General features: G+C 35.7%; 32 protein-coding genes and 1 tRNA gene. 5 read left to right on the top strand and 28 right to left on the bottom strand.

From position 1 onward, the window contains the following. Positions 1 to 10: 10 nt before the first annotated feature. The 26 genes from HX021_RS08270 to HX021_RS08150 form a co-directional block, all read right to left on the bottom strand. Positions 11 to 250, bottom strand: a complete 240-nt coding sequence (locus HX021_RS08270; protein WP_286589678.1) for a hypothetical protein — start codon at positions 248 to 250, stop codon at positions 11 to 13. A 223-nt stretch (positions 251 to 473) separates the two neighbouring features. After that, positions 474 to 794, bottom strand: a complete 321-nt coding sequence (locus tag HX021_RS08265; protein ID WP_286589677.1) for a hypothetical protein — start codon at positions 792 to 794, stop codon at positions 474 to 476. After that, a complete protein-coding gene (locus tag HX021_RS08260; RefSeq protein ID WP_286589676.1) occupies positions 787 to 1,230 on the bottom strand; it encodes a MazG-like family protein in 444 nt (147 codons plus the stop codon). Before HX021_RS08260 ends, HX021_RS08265 begins: the two co-directional genes overlap by 8 nt. Then, positions 1,223 to 1,465 carry a hypothetical protein gene (locus HX021_RS08255; protein ID WP_286589675.1) on the bottom strand — a complete coding sequence of 81 codons (243 nt, stop codon included), beginning with the start codon at positions 1,463 to 1,465 and terminating at the stop codon, positions 1,223 to 1,225. The genes HX021_RS08260 and HX021_RS08255 overlap by 8 nt, the downstream gene beginning before the upstream one ends. After that, positions 1,458 to 1,892, bottom strand: a complete 435-nt coding sequence (locus tag HX021_RS08250; RefSeq protein WP_286589674.1) for an ASCH domain-containing protein — start codon at positions 1,890 to 1,892, stop codon at positions 1,458 to 1,460. Before HX021_RS08250 ends, HX021_RS08255 begins: the two co-directional genes overlap by 8 nt. Further along, a complete protein-coding gene (locus HX021_RS08245; RefSeq protein ID WP_286589673.1) occupies positions 1,885 to 2,274 on the bottom strand; it encodes a hypothetical protein in 390 nt (129 codons plus the stop codon). The genes HX021_RS08250 and HX021_RS08245 overlap by 8 nt, the downstream gene beginning before the upstream one ends. 5 nt (positions 2,275 to 2,279) lie before the next feature. After that, positions 2,280 to 2,618 carry a hypothetical protein gene (locus tag HX021_RS08240; RefSeq protein ID WP_286589672.1) on the bottom strand — a complete coding sequence of 113 codons (339 nt, stop codon included), beginning with the start codon at positions 2,616 to 2,618 and terminating at the stop codon, positions 2,280 to 2,282. Between the two features lie 19 nt (positions 2,619 to 2,637). Then, on the bottom strand, positions 2,638 to 2,799 hold the full coding sequence (locus tag HX021_RS08235; RefSeq protein WP_286589671.1) for a hypothetical protein: 162 nt from the start codon (positions 2,797 to 2,799) through the stop codon (positions 2,638 to 2,640). Between the two features lie 35 nt (positions 2,800 to 2,834). Next, a complete protein-coding gene (locus HX021_RS08230) occupies positions 2,835 to 3,335 on the bottom strand; it encodes a DUF7296 family protein (RefSeq protein ID WP_286589670.1) in 501 nt (166 codons plus the stop codon). 3 nt (positions 3,336 to 3,338) lie between these two features. Beyond that, on the bottom strand, positions 3,339 to 3,566 hold the full coding sequence (locus HX021_RS08225; protein ID WP_286589669.1) for a hypothetical protein: 228 nt from the start codon (positions 3,564 to 3,566) through the stop codon (positions 3,339 to 3,341). 239 nt (positions 3,567 to 3,805) lie between these two features. Continuing rightward, entirely contained in the window at positions 3,806 to 4,057 is a 252-nt protein-coding gene (locus tag HX021_RS08220) for a hypothetical protein (protein ID WP_286589668.1), read from the bottom strand. A 38-nt stretch (positions 4,058 to 4,095) separates the two neighbouring features. Next, positions 4,096 to 4,494, bottom strand: a complete 399-nt coding sequence (locus HX021_RS08215) for a hypothetical protein (protein WP_286589667.1) — start codon at positions 4,492 to 4,494, stop codon at positions 4,096 to 4,098. Positions 4,495 to 5,057: 563 nt separating this feature from the next. Then, positions 5,058 to 5,333 carry a DUF4884 domain-containing protein gene (locus tag HX021_RS08210; RefSeq protein ID WP_286589666.1) on the bottom strand — a complete coding sequence of 92 codons (276 nt, stop codon included), beginning with the start codon at positions 5,331 to 5,333 and terminating at the stop codon, positions 5,058 to 5,060. After that, a complete protein-coding gene (locus tag HX021_RS21675; protein ID WP_353621024.1) occupies positions 5,330 to 5,683 on the bottom strand; it encodes a RusA family crossover junction endodeoxyribonuclease in 354 nt (117 codons plus the stop codon). The genes HX021_RS08210 and HX021_RS21675 overlap by 4 nt, the downstream gene beginning before the upstream one ends. Then, complete coding sequence (locus tag HX021_RS08205; RefSeq protein WP_286589665.1) at positions 5,668 to 6,117, bottom strand: hypothetical protein; 450 nt, start codon at positions 6,115 to 6,117, stop codon at positions 5,668 to 5,670. Before HX021_RS08205 ends, HX021_RS21675 begins: the two co-directional genes overlap by 16 nt. 1 nt (position 6,118) lies before the next feature. Beyond that, positions 6,119 to 6,307, bottom strand: a complete 189-nt coding sequence (locus HX021_RS08200; protein ID WP_286589664.1) for a hypothetical protein — start codon at positions 6,305 to 6,307, stop codon at positions 6,119 to 6,121. A gap of 4 nt (positions 6,308 to 6,311) precedes the next feature. Beyond that, positions 6,312 to 7,160 (bottom strand): hypothetical protein, encoded by an 849-nt coding sequence (locus HX021_RS08195; RefSeq protein ID WP_286589663.1) that lies wholly within the window; start codon positions 7,158 to 7,160, stop codon positions 6,312 to 6,314. Continuing rightward, positions 7,132 to 7,962: a DUF6291 domain-containing protein gene (locus tag HX021_RS08190; protein WP_286589662.1), complete on the bottom strand. Its 831-nt coding sequence runs from the start codon at positions 7,960 to 7,962 to the stop codon at positions 7,132 to 7,134. The genes HX021_RS08195 and HX021_RS08190 overlap by 29 nt, the downstream gene beginning before the upstream one ends. A 254-nt stretch (positions 7,963 to 8,216) precedes the next feature. After that, complete coding sequence (locus HX021_RS08185) at positions 8,217 to 8,633, bottom strand: hypothetical protein (RefSeq protein ID WP_286589661.1); 417 nt, start codon at positions 8,631 to 8,633, stop codon at positions 8,217 to 8,219. Next, on the bottom strand, positions 8,630 to 8,848 hold the full coding sequence (locus tag HX021_RS08180; protein WP_286589660.1) for a hypothetical protein: 219 nt from the start codon (positions 8,846 to 8,848) through the stop codon (positions 8,630 to 8,632). The genes HX021_RS08185 and HX021_RS08180 overlap by 4 nt, the downstream gene beginning before the upstream one ends. An 8-nt stretch (positions 8,849 to 8,856) precedes the next feature. Further along, positions 8,857 to 9,123: a hypothetical protein gene (locus tag HX021_RS08175; RefSeq protein WP_286589659.1), complete on the bottom strand. Its 267-nt coding sequence runs from the start codon at positions 9,121 to 9,123 to the stop codon at positions 8,857 to 8,859. Next, positions 9,123 to 9,617: a siphovirus Gp157 family protein gene (locus tag HX021_RS08170; RefSeq protein WP_286589658.1), complete on the bottom strand. Its 495-nt coding sequence runs from the start codon at positions 9,615 to 9,617 to the stop codon at positions 9,123 to 9,125. Before HX021_RS08170 ends, HX021_RS08175 begins: the two co-directional genes overlap by 1 nt. Before the next feature lie 5 nt (positions 9,618 to 9,622). After that, on the bottom strand, positions 9,623 to 10,195 hold the full coding sequence (locus HX021_RS08165) for an ERF family protein (RefSeq protein WP_286589657.1): 573 nt from the start codon (positions 10,193 to 10,195) through the stop codon (positions 9,623 to 9,625). Between the two features lie 185 nt (positions 10,196 to 10,380). Further along, a complete protein-coding gene (locus tag HX021_RS08160; RefSeq protein WP_159332874.1) occupies positions 10,381 to 10,638 on the bottom strand; it encodes a hypothetical protein in 258 nt (85 codons plus the stop codon). Positions 10,639 to 11,070: 432 nt separating this feature from the next. Continuing rightward, positions 11,071 to 11,163, bottom strand: a tRNA-OTHER gene (locus HX021_RS08155). An 80-nt stretch (positions 11,164 to 11,243) separates the two neighbouring features. Continuing rightward, positions 11,244 to 12,020, bottom strand: a complete 777-nt coding sequence (locus HX021_RS08150; protein ID WP_286589656.1) for a phage antirepressor KilAC domain-containing protein — start codon at positions 12,018 to 12,020, stop codon at positions 11,244 to 11,246. Positions 12,021 to 12,406: 386 nt separating this feature from the next. Between HX021_RS08150 and HX021_RS08145 the strand changes: the two genes are divergently transcribed. The 3 genes from HX021_RS08145 to HX021_RS08135 all read left to right on the top strand — a co-directional run bounded on the left by HX021_RS08145 (position 12,407) and on the right by HX021_RS08135 (position 13,879). Further along, a complete protein-coding gene (locus tag HX021_RS08145; RefSeq protein ID WP_286589655.1) occupies positions 12,407 to 13,057 on the top strand; it encodes a S24 family peptidase in 651 nt (216 codons plus the stop codon). 6 nt (positions 13,058 to 13,063) lie between these two features. Continuing rightward, positions 13,064 to 13,420 (top strand): hypothetical protein, encoded by a 357-nt coding sequence (locus HX021_RS08140; RefSeq protein WP_286589654.1) that lies wholly within the window; start codon positions 13,064 to 13,066, stop codon positions 13,418 to 13,420. Between the two features lie 93 nt (positions 13,421 to 13,513). Beyond that, on the top strand, positions 13,514 to 13,879 hold the full coding sequence (locus HX021_RS08135; RefSeq protein ID WP_286589653.1) for a hypothetical protein: 366 nt from the start codon (positions 13,514 to 13,516) through the stop codon (positions 13,877 to 13,879). A gap of 512 nt (positions 13,880 to 14,391) precedes the next feature. Here HX021_RS08135 and HX021_RS08130 read toward each other — a convergent pair. After that, positions 14,392 to 14,766: a hypothetical protein gene (locus HX021_RS08130; protein WP_286589652.1), complete on the bottom strand. Its 375-nt coding sequence runs from the start codon at positions 14,764 to 14,766 to the stop codon at positions 14,392 to 14,394. Between the two features lie 484 nt (positions 14,767 to 15,250). On the opposite strand from HX021_RS08130, the gene HX021_RS08125 reads away from it, so the two are divergent. Next, positions 15,251 to 15,775 (top strand): hypothetical protein, encoded by a 525-nt coding sequence (locus HX021_RS08125; RefSeq protein WP_286589651.1) that lies wholly within the window; start codon positions 15,251 to 15,253, stop codon positions 15,773 to 15,775. Between the two features lie 102 nt (positions 15,776 to 15,877). Then, positions 15,878 to 16,765 (top strand): OmpA/MotB family protein, encoded by an 888-nt coding sequence (locus HX021_RS08120; protein WP_286589650.1) that lies wholly within the window; start codon positions 15,878 to 15,880, stop codon positions 16,763 to 16,765. Between the two features lie 62 nt (positions 16,766 to 16,827). Here the strand turns inward: HX021_RS08120 and HX021_RS08115 are convergent, their stop codons facing one another. Beyond that, positions 16,828 to 17,460 carry a gluconate 2-dehydrogenase subunit 3 family protein gene (locus HX021_RS08115; RefSeq protein ID WP_286589649.1) on the bottom strand — a complete coding sequence of 211 codons (633 nt, stop codon included), beginning with the start codon at positions 17,458 to 17,460 and terminating at the stop codon, positions 16,828 to 16,830. Positions 17,461 to 17,463: the final 3 nt, after the last annotated feature.

The following is a 17,463-nucleotide window of genomic DNA, read 5'->3' as shown; positions in this document are numbered from 1 at the left end:
TTTACTGTTATCATTTCTTTATTCCCTTTCTTAATATTCTCATCACTTTACCCCAAAAGTGTTTCACTTCTTCGTTTTCCAGCTCGTAAGCCATTGTATAGAGTAGTTTAACGGCTTTTCCTGCATGAACACGTGCATGTAACTCTGCTGTTTCTTTACCCACTGCTAGTTCGTAATAATAGCTATGGAAATTGTTGATTAATCCGCTTGCAGCTTCTTCGGGCGTCAATGATAAATCAACGTGTTCCATACATGGGGATTTTATTGTGTGACTCATTACTTTCTCCTTTCTAAACTTCCAAGTTCTAGGCAAACCACCGAATTATTACGCGAATGACGAGATTTGAAAGTCATCACCTCATCTATCACACGGGTTAGTTCGCGCGGATCTATACACTCTATCGACGCTGCTTCTTCCAATGAGAGGATATCGCTGATAACAAGCTCGATTAGTTCGCCTATTTCCTGGGGTGTCATAATTGATAATACTTGAAGTTTTTACCTTCCTTTTTAATGCCTATCAAATTAGATTTTGTCTGAATTTGTCTTATTTGGCTTGCGATGTTTTTTGAGTCCAATCCAGTTGCATAAGACAAGTATTTTGCATCAACAGCACAATAAGGGCTTGATTCCAATTCATCATATATTTGCCTTTGTTGCTTAGATAAAAGCTCGATAGCTACCATTTTTGAAAGGTCTTGAGCTAGATGGTGTGCATTACCATTGTAAGCGCCTTTGTGTTCCAATTCTTCCAAGCGAAGAATAATGGCATGGTAGATTTTATTCTCAATCACAGTTCACCTCGCTTTCTGACTTTAATAAATTCCTGTCCAAACTATCAACAAAAGATATTGCAACAGCAGCAACCTGTATCAATTCTTCTCTCATTTTTTTCAGTCGGTAAATTTTGCTTACATCGAAAGAATATTCGACAACTTCTTTTGCAACTTCGCCAAATTCCTCGCCTAGGATGGCATGCCACATTAAAGGGTTATGATTTTGTACTCCCCATTTATCTAATTGACGGTCACATTCTGAAAGGCATTCTTTGGCGATGTTTTCCTGACTGTTATTAACCGAAATTTCTTCAAGCCAGTAATCTGGGTTAGGAATTCCCCATTGCCAGCCATTAGTCGGGCTGTATTCAATATTACCAACATTTGTATCGTAGTATCCATATTTTTCAGGTTCACGATCTATTACGCTTACCTGTCTAAATAGCTTATCCATTTCCTACCTCACTTTCTTTTAAAAACCAATATTTGGTGTAGTAACAAGATGTTTCCTTACCTAAAATTCCTTTTGCTACAGACTTATTTAGCCAATAATTTATTTGAGCAGTTGGGGTTTCATTATTGTATTCAAGTCTTAGCCACCATGTGCATACTTTATGGCGGTGCTCATCTTCCTTATTGTCCTCAATATATTTTCGAAGACGTTCGAGCCATAGTTGTTCCTTATCCATTTCCTTTGGTCTCCTTTCCTTCAAATTCCCAGAGTGATAACTTGCCTTTTACATTCAAAATAGGCTCGTCAAACAATACTGGATTGGCTAATACCCAATTGTAGATTGGTTTTTCATCTCCAATATCGACTAGGAAATCATTTGTTTTCTCAGCCCAAATACTAGGGTGATTGATAACACAGTCTACAATATCAACAGTTCCTATAATGGCGCCGAACGGCATGGTGCCATCGAAAGCTGTTTTAAGAACTGGAATTGCAAGTTTGGTTTGCTCGTTTGTTAATTGGACATTGAATTGTGTTTTCCCACTCACATGGATGTAAATCGTGCCACGGTACTTAGTAGCCCAGGTACGGTTTTCAATATCCTTTATACCATGAGCAATAAGGCTTGCCCAAGGTTGTTTTATGCTTAGTGCCTTACTCACCGTGTACCTCGCTTTCTTCTTTTACCAACTCTATATCGGTCGGGTACATAAACCGTTTTGTGAAACCTACATTTACCAATTCGGCTATCTTTTCAAAGTCTGCTTCGGCAAGTTCATCAGATAACGAATCATCTTCACAATAGTAATCTTCTTGATTCTCTATGTGGTCTTGAAGTAAAAATTGAATGGTTTCTGCACTAATGCTGAAAGCCGTTTTATTTTTGTCCAATAGAAAAAGTTTATTGTCAGGGTAAGACTCAGGTCTACCATACTCTACAAAATGTTCGATAGAGTCCCAAATGTCAGTTTGATCAATAGTGAAATGCGTGTAGCCTTGTTCTATTGCTTGCTGAGGTGTTAGCCTTGTTATTTCGTTATTCATTTGTTTTAAGATTTAAGTTTTTCAAATTCTTTGCGACTAAGGAGTATAGTATTATCGCGTAGCTCTTTAGTTACCCACTTTTTGAACAGATCCATATTGTCAGCAATCAGTTCAAGTTTTTCATCAAGACATGCGTGTAATCTTAAGTTAAGTCCCCTCATAATGAAATTATTGATCACTATGGTTCTTATATGACCTTCCCCTAAGCAGGTTTTAAATCCATTGCTACGGTCTCTATTTTTTAGATATGAAATTACAATGGCAGCTTTAGGTATTTCTGAATGCTTGCTTTTAGGCACGAATCCTGACTTATGGAATTTGTCGCTAGTTATATGATAGTTCATTTTTCTAATATTTATTTGTTTACCAAAGAAAAATACCGCCATATATGGCCCATAATACCACTATCCCAAAAATGTAGAATATAGGTGTTATATCTAACCCATCACGTTCTTTGAACGCACCTGCCAAAAGAAAAACCGTAATGACTATCACCACGATCAAATGCCAATGTACTGTTATCATTTTTTTAATATTTATAAGGGTTAATAAATAGGGGGCTACTTGTCTATTTCAACTTTGAATATTTCCTTCTTTGATCCGTCCAAGTAATGGATGCGAATGTCGGGCGTTGTCCATCCGTATTGATTCGCTAGATATTGCAGATATTGGATTTCATTTTCGAAGAAAATCAAAGTCCCAAATTCGTTGCCCCAGGATCTTTTAATTACTGCTGGATCACTCTTTCTTGGTAAATCACCAAATAAGGTATACCACCGTTGTTCATAGTCTGAGTAGTGTGTGTAGATACTTACAAATAGTCCCTCGGTTTTATATTCGGAAATATCTAATTCATCAGCATAACAAGACGACCATCTATCGCCACAACATGAACATGAATAACTTTGATGTTCAATCATTGGTTCAAGTAGTGCTATTGCATGATTTTTATCGACAGCTTCAATTACTACTCTATGGCATACATTTTCGTTTACATCAAAAATACCACCTGAGTTATTTTGAGTAAACTCAAATAATTTTGTTTCTATTTCTCTTTTCATGGTTTATAATTCTTTAATGATCTTGGTTAACGTTGCTCGGACTTCATATTTCTGCACCTTTCCTATATGCGAATTGAATCCTCGGAAACACCGGTACACATCACCTGAATAGTCTGCATACGCCACCATCTTGCCATTTTTTACAGCATAGGTGTAAGGCTTTTTAGAGTAGACACCATCTTTCTTTTTAGATGCGAGGTCTACTATATTGTTGTTTTCTTCGATTGTCATAACCTACTTTACTTTAGTGATTGTTAACTTGCCTACCTTCTTGAAGCATCCTTTGGACGCATGCCATGATCCATATCCATCACTATCATTTACACCTACACGTATTTCAGCATTCCCGCTAGGATATTCATTTATTAATACCCCTGTGTTTCCAATATTATACAATGAAGGATACTTACTATTATCGGTTATCACTGCTACCTCGCAGATTTGTCCTACTTTGATTTGATTTTCCATGGCTAAATTGCTTGCTTGATTAAGTACTTTATTTGATCATAAGTCAATCGCACTCTTACACAAAACTTTTGACCATTAGGCATAAGAATAGACGTATATATAAAGCCTTCTTCTATCATCTCGATAGTATTCAATGCTATAGAAATAGGATTTTCGCTTACAACATCCTCGCCATCGAATGGGTTGTCGCTGTTCTGATTTGGCTGAAATTTTACTGGATATAATTCTATAAATCCTCTTAATTGATGTCCCATCTTCTTTTCTTTTAAAGGCGCCAGTAAGGCGCCATTGGTTAAATAGGTTCGTATATGAATTCATAGTATCCACATCCTTGGTAATAATTGCTTTTTACCGTGTTTTTATTCATAGGTAGTCTATCTTTTAACAGCAAATCCCTATTTCTAAAAACTAGAATATCACCTTCATTTATGACGTTCTTGGAGTGAATGTTTATCGTTTTACTAGTAAGGTGGAAGAAGTATGACGGATATGTTTTGTTGTCATACATGATATGGTATGTATTTACAACTTCTTTATCAGATTTATTTTTTACTCGTTTTGGTATTCTTCCTAAACCCCTGTTGTAATAGTGGTATACGGTGTTTCTCGGTATACCTATCTGTTTAGAAATATCTATCATTGATATGCCTTTACCTCTCATATCAATAATTTTTTTATCAATTTCTTTCATTATTCAGTATTTAGTCGTGAATAGGATAAACCCAATTTCCGTGCTTCTTCGGGATGGTTTTCGATGTGTTGATGATGTGGCCAGCAAAGGGCAGAAAAAAAGCGCTTATCAGTTAAGTAAGCGCCTTGGCGACCTCGGGCGTGGTGAAGTGTCACCTCTCTACTTTTGCATCCTGGATATTGGCAAATAGGATTTTCTGCGAGATATTTATCACGTAGTATCCGGTAGCGCTTAAGCTGGTCCAGACTCTTTTTAGAAAATTTTCGTATTTGCTTTGTAGGCTTGGGTAGGGGAGTTTTCTTTCTTTGCTTTTCGTAGCACCAACAACACATCTTTTTAGCGTATATCTGTCGAGTATTTCCACAGGATAAGCATGTTGATGTTTTGCGTTTAATCATCTGAGTTAAGGAATCTTATTACAAAGGTTATTTGCCCAAAAGCGACAAATACCCACTTCCAATCAAATCCGAAAAGATTGCCTATACCATATGCGATTAGGAAGCCTAAAAAACAACAAAAAATTCCTACAATTAATTTTATTAAAAACATGTGATTACAGTTTATTAGTTACAAATAGTTTGTTGTTTCCTGGTAGTGGTGGTTTTTCCACTTTTTACAGTGTAATTGTATTCGGTTCGCCCTCTACAATCACTCCAATAAACTGTATACAAATCTTTAAATCTGTACACCTTACATCCGTCTTTTTCAAAAAGGAGATCGATTTTAATATTACTGTTGTTAGTCTGTTCAGATTGAATAGCATCTTCACCACAGGAAAAAGCCAATGACAACAAGGCTATAATGGCAATCGCCAATAATATTTTTGAAATAATTTTCATATTGATTCTATTTTAAATTCGATTCTTGGATTTAATTTGTCAAGGTATTTTTCTGCTACGATCTTGACACACTTATTATCGTTTTTGATAGCTTTTACCTTCTGTAAGCAGTCGAGTACGATCTTTAAGCTATTATCAAGGTCAGATCTTTGTGAGGGATAAAAAACCTTTATGTAAAGCTCGAAGTAGCCACTTATCATTTTATTTCGATAGTGGTTACACTGGATAAAGAAGTCGTTTTCGTACTTTTTGAGAGAAGGTGTTTTGGCTAATGAGCCGTGACCGGATAGAGTGATTATCTTGTAGCAGTTTGATTTACTGGGTGTGTTTCCAATTATTGTTTGCCACATAGCGCATCCTTTCTCAATCGTTCTGCAGTTTCTTGGTCAATTTGTCTAGTGTTGTAAAGTTCATCGCATATTCGACTGTTATGGAAATCAACCATATCTCTTCGTTGCAGATGTTGAATAGTAAATCCGGCCCCGGGATTATGTTTTAGTTCTGAAAAAACTATATCCCCAATCTTATATTGGTGATCTTCTAAGCTTATTATCATTTCACAAAGCTCATTTAAGGTGACTTCATGATTAGGGTGTGACGGCAACAGTTCAAGCATTTTAAAAAATCCATCATGAAAAACAAGCAGGTCGCAACCATGGATATCAAAAGAATTTATGATATCTATTTCCATTACTTGGCCTAAATTGTTTAAGCGTTTTATAGCTTCTTTAAGCATCTTTTTGCTGTAGATAACTACGTGTACGTTTTCTAATGTTCTTTCCATTTTATGAAGTTTTTTTAGTTTTTGAGAATCGTTTATCAAATTCGCTTAAAAATTCATCAGCAAATCTGTTACAAGTAGAAGTAGTTGTGCAGTTACTTGATGACGCTGTGCCAATCCAGGCTTTTGCCCATAACTCTTTACGTAATTTATCATGTTCGAACTCTATATGTTCTTGTGTTAGTTTTTCCATTTTGTTATTCGATTAAGTCTTTTAATTCTGTTTCCATTTCGACCAGATCATTGTAAAATCTGATAAGTGCAAGCCGTTCCGATTCGTTCCTGATCGCAATCAGCAATTCTTTTTTCTTGATGGTAAATGCTACTTTTTTTGCGCACTCAATTTCATCAGGGTATTCTTTCAAAAATTCGTTGAGCAAGTCAAAGTCTTTTTTTGGAATGTTGTTGATTACGGTTTTTATGGTGCCGGTGTCACGCTGGTTTTTAATTCCCAAAATTGCCCTGTAATAAATCTTCCATTTGACTTCATTTGTAAATGATATTACCTTGAAATCTTCGTTAAGATATCTATACAAGTACACGGCCGAATATCCAATATCTCTGATAGTTTTAAACCGTTCAAAACTGTCAAGTAAATGGTGTCTTGCTAGGTCTAATTGCTCTTCTTTTGTTGGAATTTGTTTTTCGGGTTCCTCTGTTGGTAATTGCTTTGCTATTTCAGCGCGTTTCCAGCTTGTATAATGACACTTTAGGAACTTTATGACTGTGACTATAGATAAGCCTAAAAAATCTCCATAATCGCCTAAAATCCCTTTATTGATAGCGATAGGTATTTCAGCTAGCCTTATGTTGGGAACAGACCTTTTTATTTCCAAAGCTATGCCATCCAGTAAATGGGATTCTTTTTGCTCATTTGGATTAAATCCCAAGTCTTTTTGAGCTTTCAGAATTGCCGGTAAAATCACTTTATCAATTTCAAGCTCATCACAGTTTCGAACCAATGGGGAATCAAACATTTCGATACACAATTCTAAGCTTTGCAGAGCGTTGTATGCATCAACTTTGGTAAGTTTGTTGTTTTCCATATTTTTTTTCTATGACCTTTAGCGCTATTTCTTCATGTGTTAATGACTGAGCATCTTTTGACTGATTTTCAACCATTGGTTTTCGGCCCTGTCGGATTTCAGAGCTTATCCAGGATGAACAGTATCGCTTAAATTCTGATTCTGTTTCCTCAGTCTTTCCAGTTGAAAGAAGATGCAAAACGAAAGCTTCGAACCATTCCAAAACCTGATCAGGTAAAAGCGAATTTTTCATTCCAATTGAATCGAGCCAACTTGTATGGCCGGCGCAATTTTTTTTTAAATTTTCAATTGGCTGTTTACCGAATGAACTCGAAAAATTTTGTGTGGGTGAATCGCCTATTACAGTTACACTCTCAGTAACAGTTACAGTATCATTAACAGTATCAGTTACAGTAACAGTATCAGCGATGTTTGCGATCGAGGCGATACGGGTGCGATCGCTGTTGTCGCTATGCGATTTAGTGCGACTGGAAGCGATATTTTTAGCCTGTTCAAGTGAAATTTCATTTTTTATGAAAAGTTCGTACAAATCAACATGCCATCTTTTTAAATTTCCGATCGCTCCATTTTCGCTTTTATCCTTCTTTTTTGTCTCGTACTTTTTAAGATCTCGTTTGAGTTGCAACTTAATTGGCTCGAAAGCGATGTTCAAAATCCTGTTATCATCAGGTAGTATCGGGTCTTCGTCATTCACATACGATAGGATATGTTTGATCAAAATCCCTGCTTCCTCATTAGACAAAAGATTGAATTGTCCCTGCCAATCGGCGTACGCAACAAACGATTTTTTGTCATCTGCCATAATCTATTCCTCCGATAAGCTGTAAATTGTTTGTGGACCTGTTTTAAGTATTCTGCAGGTCTTGGTAATTGGACAATTAAAAGTAAGTATGGCCGATATACCTTGTTCTGTAATATCTTTGAACATACTTAAAGCATTTTCTTTGCTGTTTGTCCTAATTGGTATCGCGCTTTGTTTTGGCGCCACAATCTTGTATGGTAAGTTCTTGTCGAGATCGTTATCAAGATACTCGAATCTGTCTATTTTTGCCATGATTATGCTAATTTTTCGATGTTGTTAATGTGTTTTTGACGTTCCTCGGTCAAAACCGTTGTCATACTTCTGATGCTATCAGTATCCAGGAATACTAGGATTGTAAGCAGCTCATATACTTCCGTAAAATGTTCGTACTCCATGTATTCCTCCATTTCAGATTTAAGCCTTACAGCGTCTCCGATTGACTTAATGATGTCTTCGGATAGCTTGCTTATCTGATCTGATTTAGCCTTGATCTGCGGCTTGGTGAAATTTGTGCCTTTAAGTGAATCCTGATATGCTATGAGGATCACCTTTGCAAGGCTATGGATAAGAGCAAGGTTGCGGAATAGCTTTTCTCTTTTCTGTTCCTGTAGTGATTTTAATCGGCTTTGGATAGCAATTTCCTCGGCCGTTCTCATTTTCTTTATTCTCATAATGATTCCACATATTTTGTTAATTCGGGGATGAACGATTCAATAGGTACATAATAATCGCCTTTTGATATGGATAATTCACCTTCAAAATATGAACGAATATCTTTAATGCTCTTATTGTCATCATTGAAATGATTAAAATCTATTGATGCCACATTTGTCTGAATGCATATTAAGAAAGTGCCTTTATGCCGATTTTCATAGATTATAGACATAGCTTTGTTTAAAATATTTTCCATATTTCTTCTTCGTTGGGGTTTGAAATGTAAATGCCAAGGTGTGCGCCCCAGCACCATACTTTTTCAAGGAATAGTAAAAAATCTTTGTTAGTTAATTTGGCAGTTGATGGTGTTTTGGTGATGCCTTTTACAAGAATATGGGTGTCTGTTTCATCCAATAAAAAAGGACAGACTTTCAATTGATTTAGCCTGTCCTTAAGCTGAGGTATCACAACCCCTCGGTAATACTTGTGCATCTTCCAGCTTGCCATTATTTTATAATTAAACTCTTGCCATCAGTTTTCATTGAAGCTCCGCTAACTTCAAGGCCTTTCTTAAGATCATCCAAAATCTGCTTTTTGTCGAGTTTTTTAGGTTGCTCAACCTTATATGATTCAGGTACCTTATTTTCATCATCAATGATTACTGATGCGCCTACTTTTCTAATTGATAGATTTATGAGGTCGCCTTTTATGCTTTCGATGCCATGGAGTATCATTGCGTCCTTGACAACAGTTTTCATGCGGTCAACGGTATTGTCCTTAGACTTTTTTAAAGCCTGTAATCGCTTTATTTCAGTATCTATCATATCCGACTCTCCAGATAATTGACGGATGACCAAAGCGTAGTTAATACCTTTTGTTTGTAACTGGTCCCTATTAATATTTAAAGATTCTTCGAGTTCAGGAGTTAATTCGCCTCCGTTTTCTTCAAGAATACTAGCAATCTGCAAGTACTCCTGGTTTATTTGAAATATGCTTCCCATTTTAATTATGTTTTAGGTTTGTAATTTTTTTCAGCAGACTCTAAAGTAGTAGAGAACGCTTTTTTAATTCTGTACTTTTTCTTGATCTTATCAAGCCATTTTTCGCCTTTGTTGATCAGGGCCAGGTAACTATTGAATTGAGTTTCTGTTAACCATGGTCGTACGTCTTCCTCTTGGATGTTACCAGATGCTTTGTTTGCGTCATCGTCTTCCTCTTGGATGTTACCAGATGCTTTGTTTGCGTCATCGTCTTCCTCTTGGATGTTAAGTAAAGATTTAAGCGCATACCGCCTAAAGTATGTGATCGCGGAACCTGTTTTTTGAGGATCGTTAGATTGTGGAAGCTCAATTGCACTTTCCATTGTTTCGCCACTTTCCAGGTCAGTTAGTTCTACTACTACAAACCCTAATCGTATTGGCATTGTGATCAATATTTGCTTATCTGCCAACAAAGGATCTGTCATTTCAATCAACTGGTTTATATCGGCGTATTTCGACTTAAAGAAAGGGTTTGCGGTGTCTTTAGTTAGCTTACCGATATTCTTCCGGATATCGAATATTTTTTGTTTTATTCCCATGGCCTATGATTTTTCAAGTAAAATGCTCAATACCATAATTACTATTACAGCTATTAACATCATAGTGCATCCTATACACTCTAAAATGTCCATTTTGAATGACTTCTTTTCCTGATCAGTCAATAGATCGTAGCGATATTTTAACCGCTTGAATTGTCTTTTAAAGTATTTCATATTTTAGTTTATTAATGGTGACTTAATTGGACCAGCTTAAGGACCTGGGCAGTATCGAAGTATACCTTTGAAGATTGGCCGTCTTGTCTTACCGGCTTAAGCCCTTTTTTTCTTACTAGATTTGAGTAGGTAGATAAATCAAAAGCTTTTATTATATCTGCTCTTGTAACCTGTAGTTTAGACTTGAATTTCTTCTTATTCGAGTCGTTTTCCCATTCGATCACCTTAAGAGCTGACCTCATGGCAATTTCTTCAATATATTCTTCCATATGATTAGGGATTTGATTTTAAAAGAATGGCGGTTTTCAGATGTATTATTTTAGCCTGCAGACTACCGCCAAAAGGTTGGGCATTTTCGTTGTGGCAAGGGCAGGAGTCGAACCTGCATGAGTTTTAGTTTTGTTAACGATCTGTTTTCGCAGACACGGATTTCAACCGTTTACTTTTATACTCTTTCTTTATTTACCCGATGTTTTACTATCTATTGTATTGAGTGGGTTTTAGCGTCTACCGTTCCGCCACCTTGCCTTTTTTATAATTGACTAACCTAACTGACTATTCAGGTTTATTAGCTCGCTGTATTTCAAGCTCCCGACTTCCTCAAATCGGTGTTATTTTAGACTCCACGCGTGTTGTTACCATTCATCCGCTTCTGTCAAGGAAATCAATATGTCAAAGAACTTTATCGCCTTTCGGCTGTGTTGAGGTGGCAGGATTCGAACCTGCATTGTTACTATTTTATCCGGTAACTCGGTACTCCCGTAGGTTGAGTATACCAATTCCGCCACACCTCAATTTTGAGCTATTTTAAAAGGCATAGCTCACGCCTGACAACCTGTTTCAGATTGTTTAATTAGTTGATATTTAAGTGTTTTTAGTTTTTAAATAGGTTGTGAATGAACTCACGGCCTTTCTCTGTCCATCGCATTTCTATACGTGTCATAGGCTCCTGTTTTGAATTGAAGTATTTGAAAGTTACCGTATCATCATAACCTTTACCACGATAAGCTGATGATATTAACCACTTGTCTCCTTGCTTATAAATAATTTTACTATCCTTCAGCATTTTGTTTAGCTTAATAGCTGTAATCCCTAGTTCTTGAGCTATTTGATTAGTTGTGATCAATGATCCTGATGACAATACATCATCATAATACAGTTCTTTTGGGCGAACTCTATCGAAATACTGTTTTGCTGTAGCCAATTGGTGATCTTTTTGTGCATTCTGTAAACGAAGATCTTTCAGTTGAGTTGCCATTTGAATTATAAGATCAGGATTGGCTAACATATCTTCCATGGCCGCCGGTGTAGCTGTCATACCTACTGAAAGGAGTTCTTTAATTCGATCATTACACCAAATAGAGAAAGCAGGGGATAGCCAGCGGCTGAATTCTAAGGCTACATCTTCGTGCATCCATGTGCCTGAATTTACTCCACCTTTCGTAACTATCACCAAATCAGTCAAAGTGATATTTCTCACTTTGGATAATTCGTCCAAATACTGTTTTGAGTTATCATACTTCAGCCAGTCAATTGGTCTTTTGCCAAAAGACTTTGCCATTTGTGTAGCATTGACATAAGCAATTCCTTGTTCGTTTTTGAAAGTAACCTTGTTACCTTCATAAGAGAATAATTTGGTTAGTTGGCTCATTATGCTATCCTCCCAATAAATGTTTGAACCTTATTATCAACTTCTTTGGTCCATACTCTGAACCGTTTACTAGTGTGGGATTTGAAGTGGTATTGAAGCTGTCTAGCGTATGATGGCTTAGCATCAACTTTGTAAGCTTCATTAATTTCCATTGACTCCATTATAGATGGGAGACTAGGGGTTTTCTTTTGTTTTAATAATGGTACTTTTTCCATAATAATACTAATACGTTACATTTTAATGACAAACATTAGTAATACTATTTCTATCTTTGCTTCGTCAAAATCAAATAGTATAGTATTTTTGCTCTTTTGTTATGTCAAAATTACGCACTATTAGTAATTTATGCAAATATAAATTACGTATTATTAGTAATTATTTTTCAAATGGTTGAGTATCAAGGTAATAAATTTCAATCTTGGCTAAAAAAATATCAAAAAGAAAATGGTATTTCAGCTGTTGAAGCTAGAGAGAAGCTTAATTTGAGTAATACTTCATTTTATAGTTTGTTTAAAAGTAAAAACCTTACTAGGGAAAGTGTTAATAGAATTCTCGAAGCGTTCAATGTAACAGAAGAGGAAATCTGGGGTGATGATCTTTCTAAGTCTAATGCTAAGCCTGCCGCTTTTAAAGGATCTGGTAAGCCAAATATGTGGGTAGTACCTATTAAGGCGCAAGGTGGTTTTTTGGAAGGTTATGGTGATAATGTATTACTGGAACAAAATATCGAGAAAGTATACTTCCCGTTTATTGGGCAAGAGTGCTTTGCTTTTGAAATAGACGGTCTTAGTATGATAACTGAGTATTTGCCAGGGGAATATTTTGTTGGTACCCCAATTGAGAATTTTAATCACCTTGTAAAGGGGAGAGTATATGTATTTCAGACAATTGACGGGATAATATTAAAAGAGTTTGTTAAAATTGAGGATGATTTTATTTATTTAAGATCTCAAAATGAAGATTTCAATCCCGTAAAACCAATTCACTTAAAAGATGTTAAACGAGTATACCAGCGCGAGATGGTAATTAAAAACTAACTTATTATGAAACAAGTATTAGTATTATTATTGGTTATAACCACTTTATTTTCTTGTAGTAAAGATGATAAATTATCAGGTGTTGATCTATCCGGATCATGGGTTGAATCTGGAAGCACCGTAACACCCCCGGTCATTTGGAAATTTGATAATGGCGTATTGATGATGAATACTACTAAAAAGGGCGACTATGATGTGGTAGGTAAAAACAGAATAGATATAAAGTCTACAGATGGAAATGTGTATAAGTATGAAACTTCATTAGATAATGACATATTAAATCTAACTGGGATTTCAAATAATTTCACTTTAAGTTCCAGTATGAAATCTAAGTATAGCTTCAAAAGATATGTAGATAAATAGAATATGAAAAGGTAGGATTATATGAAAAGGTTCTATTTGTTATTGTTATCAATATTTGTTTTTTCATCGTGTGTAACTAATAACTACATACAGATGTATGCAGATGAGGATATAGTTTTGTATTCCAGTCCTGATGAATATTCTAAGGAAGTTGTTGTAATACCGTCTGGCAGTCCTATATATGTAAATAGTAGTAGAGAAAAACGTTCTTACAGGGAATTTAGGTATGGTAAATATAAAGGATGGACAAAGAGCAAAAGATATGTTTACGGGAAACAAGGTTGGACTAAAAAATTATATGGATCATCTTACGGTACTAATTCATCATCTAGTAGCTCCAACTCTTCGTCATCATCAAGCTATACACCATCAGGCGGTACAGTCCAGGTGAAGGGGTATTATAGAAAGGATGGAACTTATGTAAGGCCACATACTAGGAGCGCTCCAAGAAGAAGATAAAATATATGGTGTGGCAAATAGCGGAATTCACGTTATGAATCGCTCATGCCTTAAAAAATGTTCTGTTTATGTTTCATTGGCTATTTTAAAAATATAGTAAAATAAACAAAAACAGCTAATTACAATAAACGCAGCGATATATGTCAAAAATCGCTGCATATTCTGTCATTTGGCTAAGATACAATAATTGGCTTATTTGATCATTTAACAACTTTCATATTCTGGTCAATATTTTAAGATGTTTACTATAATATGCTCAAGTTGAAGTATCCTCTATCTGAAATGTCCATTTCTTTATAAAGCTGATAAAAACCTTCATAATTATGAGCTGGATAAGTTCCTCGAATAGCTGTACTTTTCTTCATCCCCCTATATGGTAGTGACAGCTTTAACTTTATGTAGGGGATCACAGATATAACCACCACTTCTTTGTATGGTGGAATTTCAAAATTAGCCTTTGAACTTTTTTTGGTTATTGATCTTCCAAAATTAAACGATACGCTAGAAAAATATTATTGGTCTATTTGTAATAGGTTGTTAATTACTTCAGTAATATTATCAATATCCTCTCCATCTTCTAACATCGAGAATGCAAGATAGGTTGCATAGATCTCTGGACTAAATTTAACGTGTTTATCTGAAATAAATTTATCAATCTGCTGTTCATTACATTCGAAATTGATATTCTGTAGCTCATTGAATAAGTTGGTTGAGATCGTCTGATGATTTTCACCGCAGGCAAATCCTGCAATAATATGGAACAGAAATTTATCGGTTATTTCGTCGTCTTCCTTTTTGAACATAGCACGAATATGCTTATAATCGAATTTAGTTTTTGCACTATTTACGATAGTGTCCCAAATCTGATACTCTGCCTTTGTCTCCATAGCTTGCTTAAATTTATATTGGTATAAGCAATATACTAAAAATAATTCTATTATGAGAATAATGAGCCTTATTTCCTCTTGATTCAGAATCAGTTTACTCTCATGTGAATAAGGACAAAAACAGAATCAAAAACTTAACGATGTTCATTTTTTGGGTTATACAACGACAAAGGAGCCTATGAATGATTATTATAGTAAACGGAAAGCCACTTCTCCTATTAAACACCCTAATAATATGCCAAAAACAATTGATAAACTTACTTTTAACCATCTAGGGCCTGCTTTTAATCTGAATCTCATGCCGCAAAATTGCTTTAAAAATTTTTTTTTGCATCCGGTTTTCCTCGTTAAAAAGACTGTTGTAGTGATATATTGACATAATTTTATAGGCTTTGTGGTATGATAATTGAAAATTAATATTTGAATTCGATTTTTTTAGTAATTTAAATCGGAAAATATTTTTAAAATAGCCTGATTTATAATTATGATGATACGCGTAGTGATGACAATATTTCTAATGACCGTAACCAAAGCGGGATTAGGACAGCAGGTAAATATCGATAAGATCCGAAAAGATTATGCTGAAGCAGTCAAAGATGAGGAATTATGTGAACATAACTTTGATATTCTAACGGAGGAGGCTAAATCTACAACCGAAAAGGTATATCTGGCAGCCTATGAAATTCTGATGGCTAAACATATGGGAAATCCATTCAAGAAAATAAGTCAATTCAAGGAAGGCAAGAAACACCTGGAAGAGTTGATTAAAAATAATCCCAATCATATAGAAGCCCGGTTTATCCGCTGGAGTGTACAGGTTCATGCCCCTTCTTTTCTTGGTTATAAAAATAATATTATTGATGATAAAAATTTCCTCGTGAAAAATCTCCATAAATTACCTAATGAGGAAGCTAAGTTGATCATTTATAATTATTTAAAAGGAGCTAATCCCTATTTAAAAGGAGCGCAAATATTTTCTACAAATGAGTTGAAAGAGCTAGAGAAATAGATGTTAAAGGGTGTTAATTCAACCGGTCGTTATTTTTTTGGCTGAAATATTGCTTGACCATGTTTGACGATTTAATTTAACATCTACAAAAATAGGAATACCATGAAGAATATAGTTGTTCCGATGTCCATCCTTACCGCGAGTTTGCTTTTTACAGGATGTGGTGTCAGTAAAAAAAAGTATATAGGTTTACAGACAGATTACAAAAACTTACAAACCCAATATCAGGATAGTCAACTTCAGCTAACTGAAAGTCGGTCACGAATCAAAAGTTTAGAAGACCAATTGGCTTCTGAAAGACAAAATAACGCGGATCTTAAGGCAGCTTATGCCGCTTTACAAAACTCATTGGATAATAGTATTAATCAAAACTCTCAAGGAAATGTCAATATTTCCAAATTGGTTGATGAAATCAATGCTTCGAATAAATATATCAAACATCTTGTGGAGACTAAGAATAAATCCGACTCCTTGAATTTGGTATTGACAAATAATTTGACCAGATCGCTTAGTCGTGAAGAGCTACAGGAGGTGGATGTACAGGTGTTAAAAGGTGTAGTTTATATTTCGCTTGCAGATAATATGCTATATAAATCCGGAAGTTATGAAATCAGTGACCGGGCTGACGTAACCTTAAGTAAAATAGCGAAGATTATTCAGGACTATAGAGATTATGAAGTGCTGATTGAAGGTAATACCGATACGGATCCGATCTCAAAACCGAATATTCGGAACAATTGGGATCTAAGTACCTTAAGAGCTTCTTCTGTTGTTCAAGCGTTACAAAATAAATACGGTGTAGATCCAAAACGATTGACAGCAGGGGGTAGAGGTGAGTATAACCCAATTGCGGATAATACCACAGTGACAGGAAAACAACGTAATCGGAGAACGCAGATTATTATTACGCCTAAGTTAGATCAGTTTATGGAATTGATCGACAAGGCTCCTGAGACAACGGAAGTAGCCCCAGCGCAAGAACAACTGTAGCTGTTTGATCTTAGCAAGTGAATAAATAAAAAAACCTTTCCAGATCTGGAAAGGTTTTTTTATTAACCAAAAAATTTACTTGGATCAAATCCGTGCTCTTTGAGCACATCATCTGGTACTCCGTTCCATACACCTGGTTTATTGCCGGCATAGCCTATGTCTTTTATACCTATTTCACTCGTATAGAAGCCTGAGGAAGTAAGATTGCGCATTAAGGAAAAAAACGCAGCTCCTTGTTGCATATCAGGTTTAGCCAATTCTGGGTAAGCTATGTCATCAACGAGCGCAAGCTGATCTTTTTGATCGCATTTGATGAAAACGGTACCATAACGTCTTTTTGCCTGAAGATCCAACCAGCGTAAGCCACCGCGCATCGGCACCTTATTGTCCGGAAGATCTTTGACAATAAATTCAATGAATTCGGGAACTCCAGCCTCAGATGCACTGCCAGATTTACCGTCCTTTGGGATGATAATATCGGCTAGAACAGTGATTGTTGCCATTTCATGCTCATCAAAAAACTTCTCGTCTTGCAGCTGTTTTGTGCGTTCATATTCAAAATCTTGAACCCCAGGTAGTTTTTCACTGTTGTCGGCGGTTGTATTCTTTGTATCTTTCGAATTGCAGGCGGTGGTTAAAAGACCCGATCCTGCAGCAATTAATCCCAATGCTCTTAAAGATTCTCTTCTATTCATGGT

It is taken from the genome of Sphingobacterium sp. N143, from assembly GCF_030325625.1.
Taxonomy (GTDB): domain Bacteria; phylum Bacteroidota; class Bacteroidia; order Sphingobacteriales; family Sphingobacteriaceae; genus Sphingobacterium.
The sequence above is the reverse complement of the archived record's forward strand: the minus strand, read 5'-3'. Positions and strand labels throughout refer to the sequence as shown.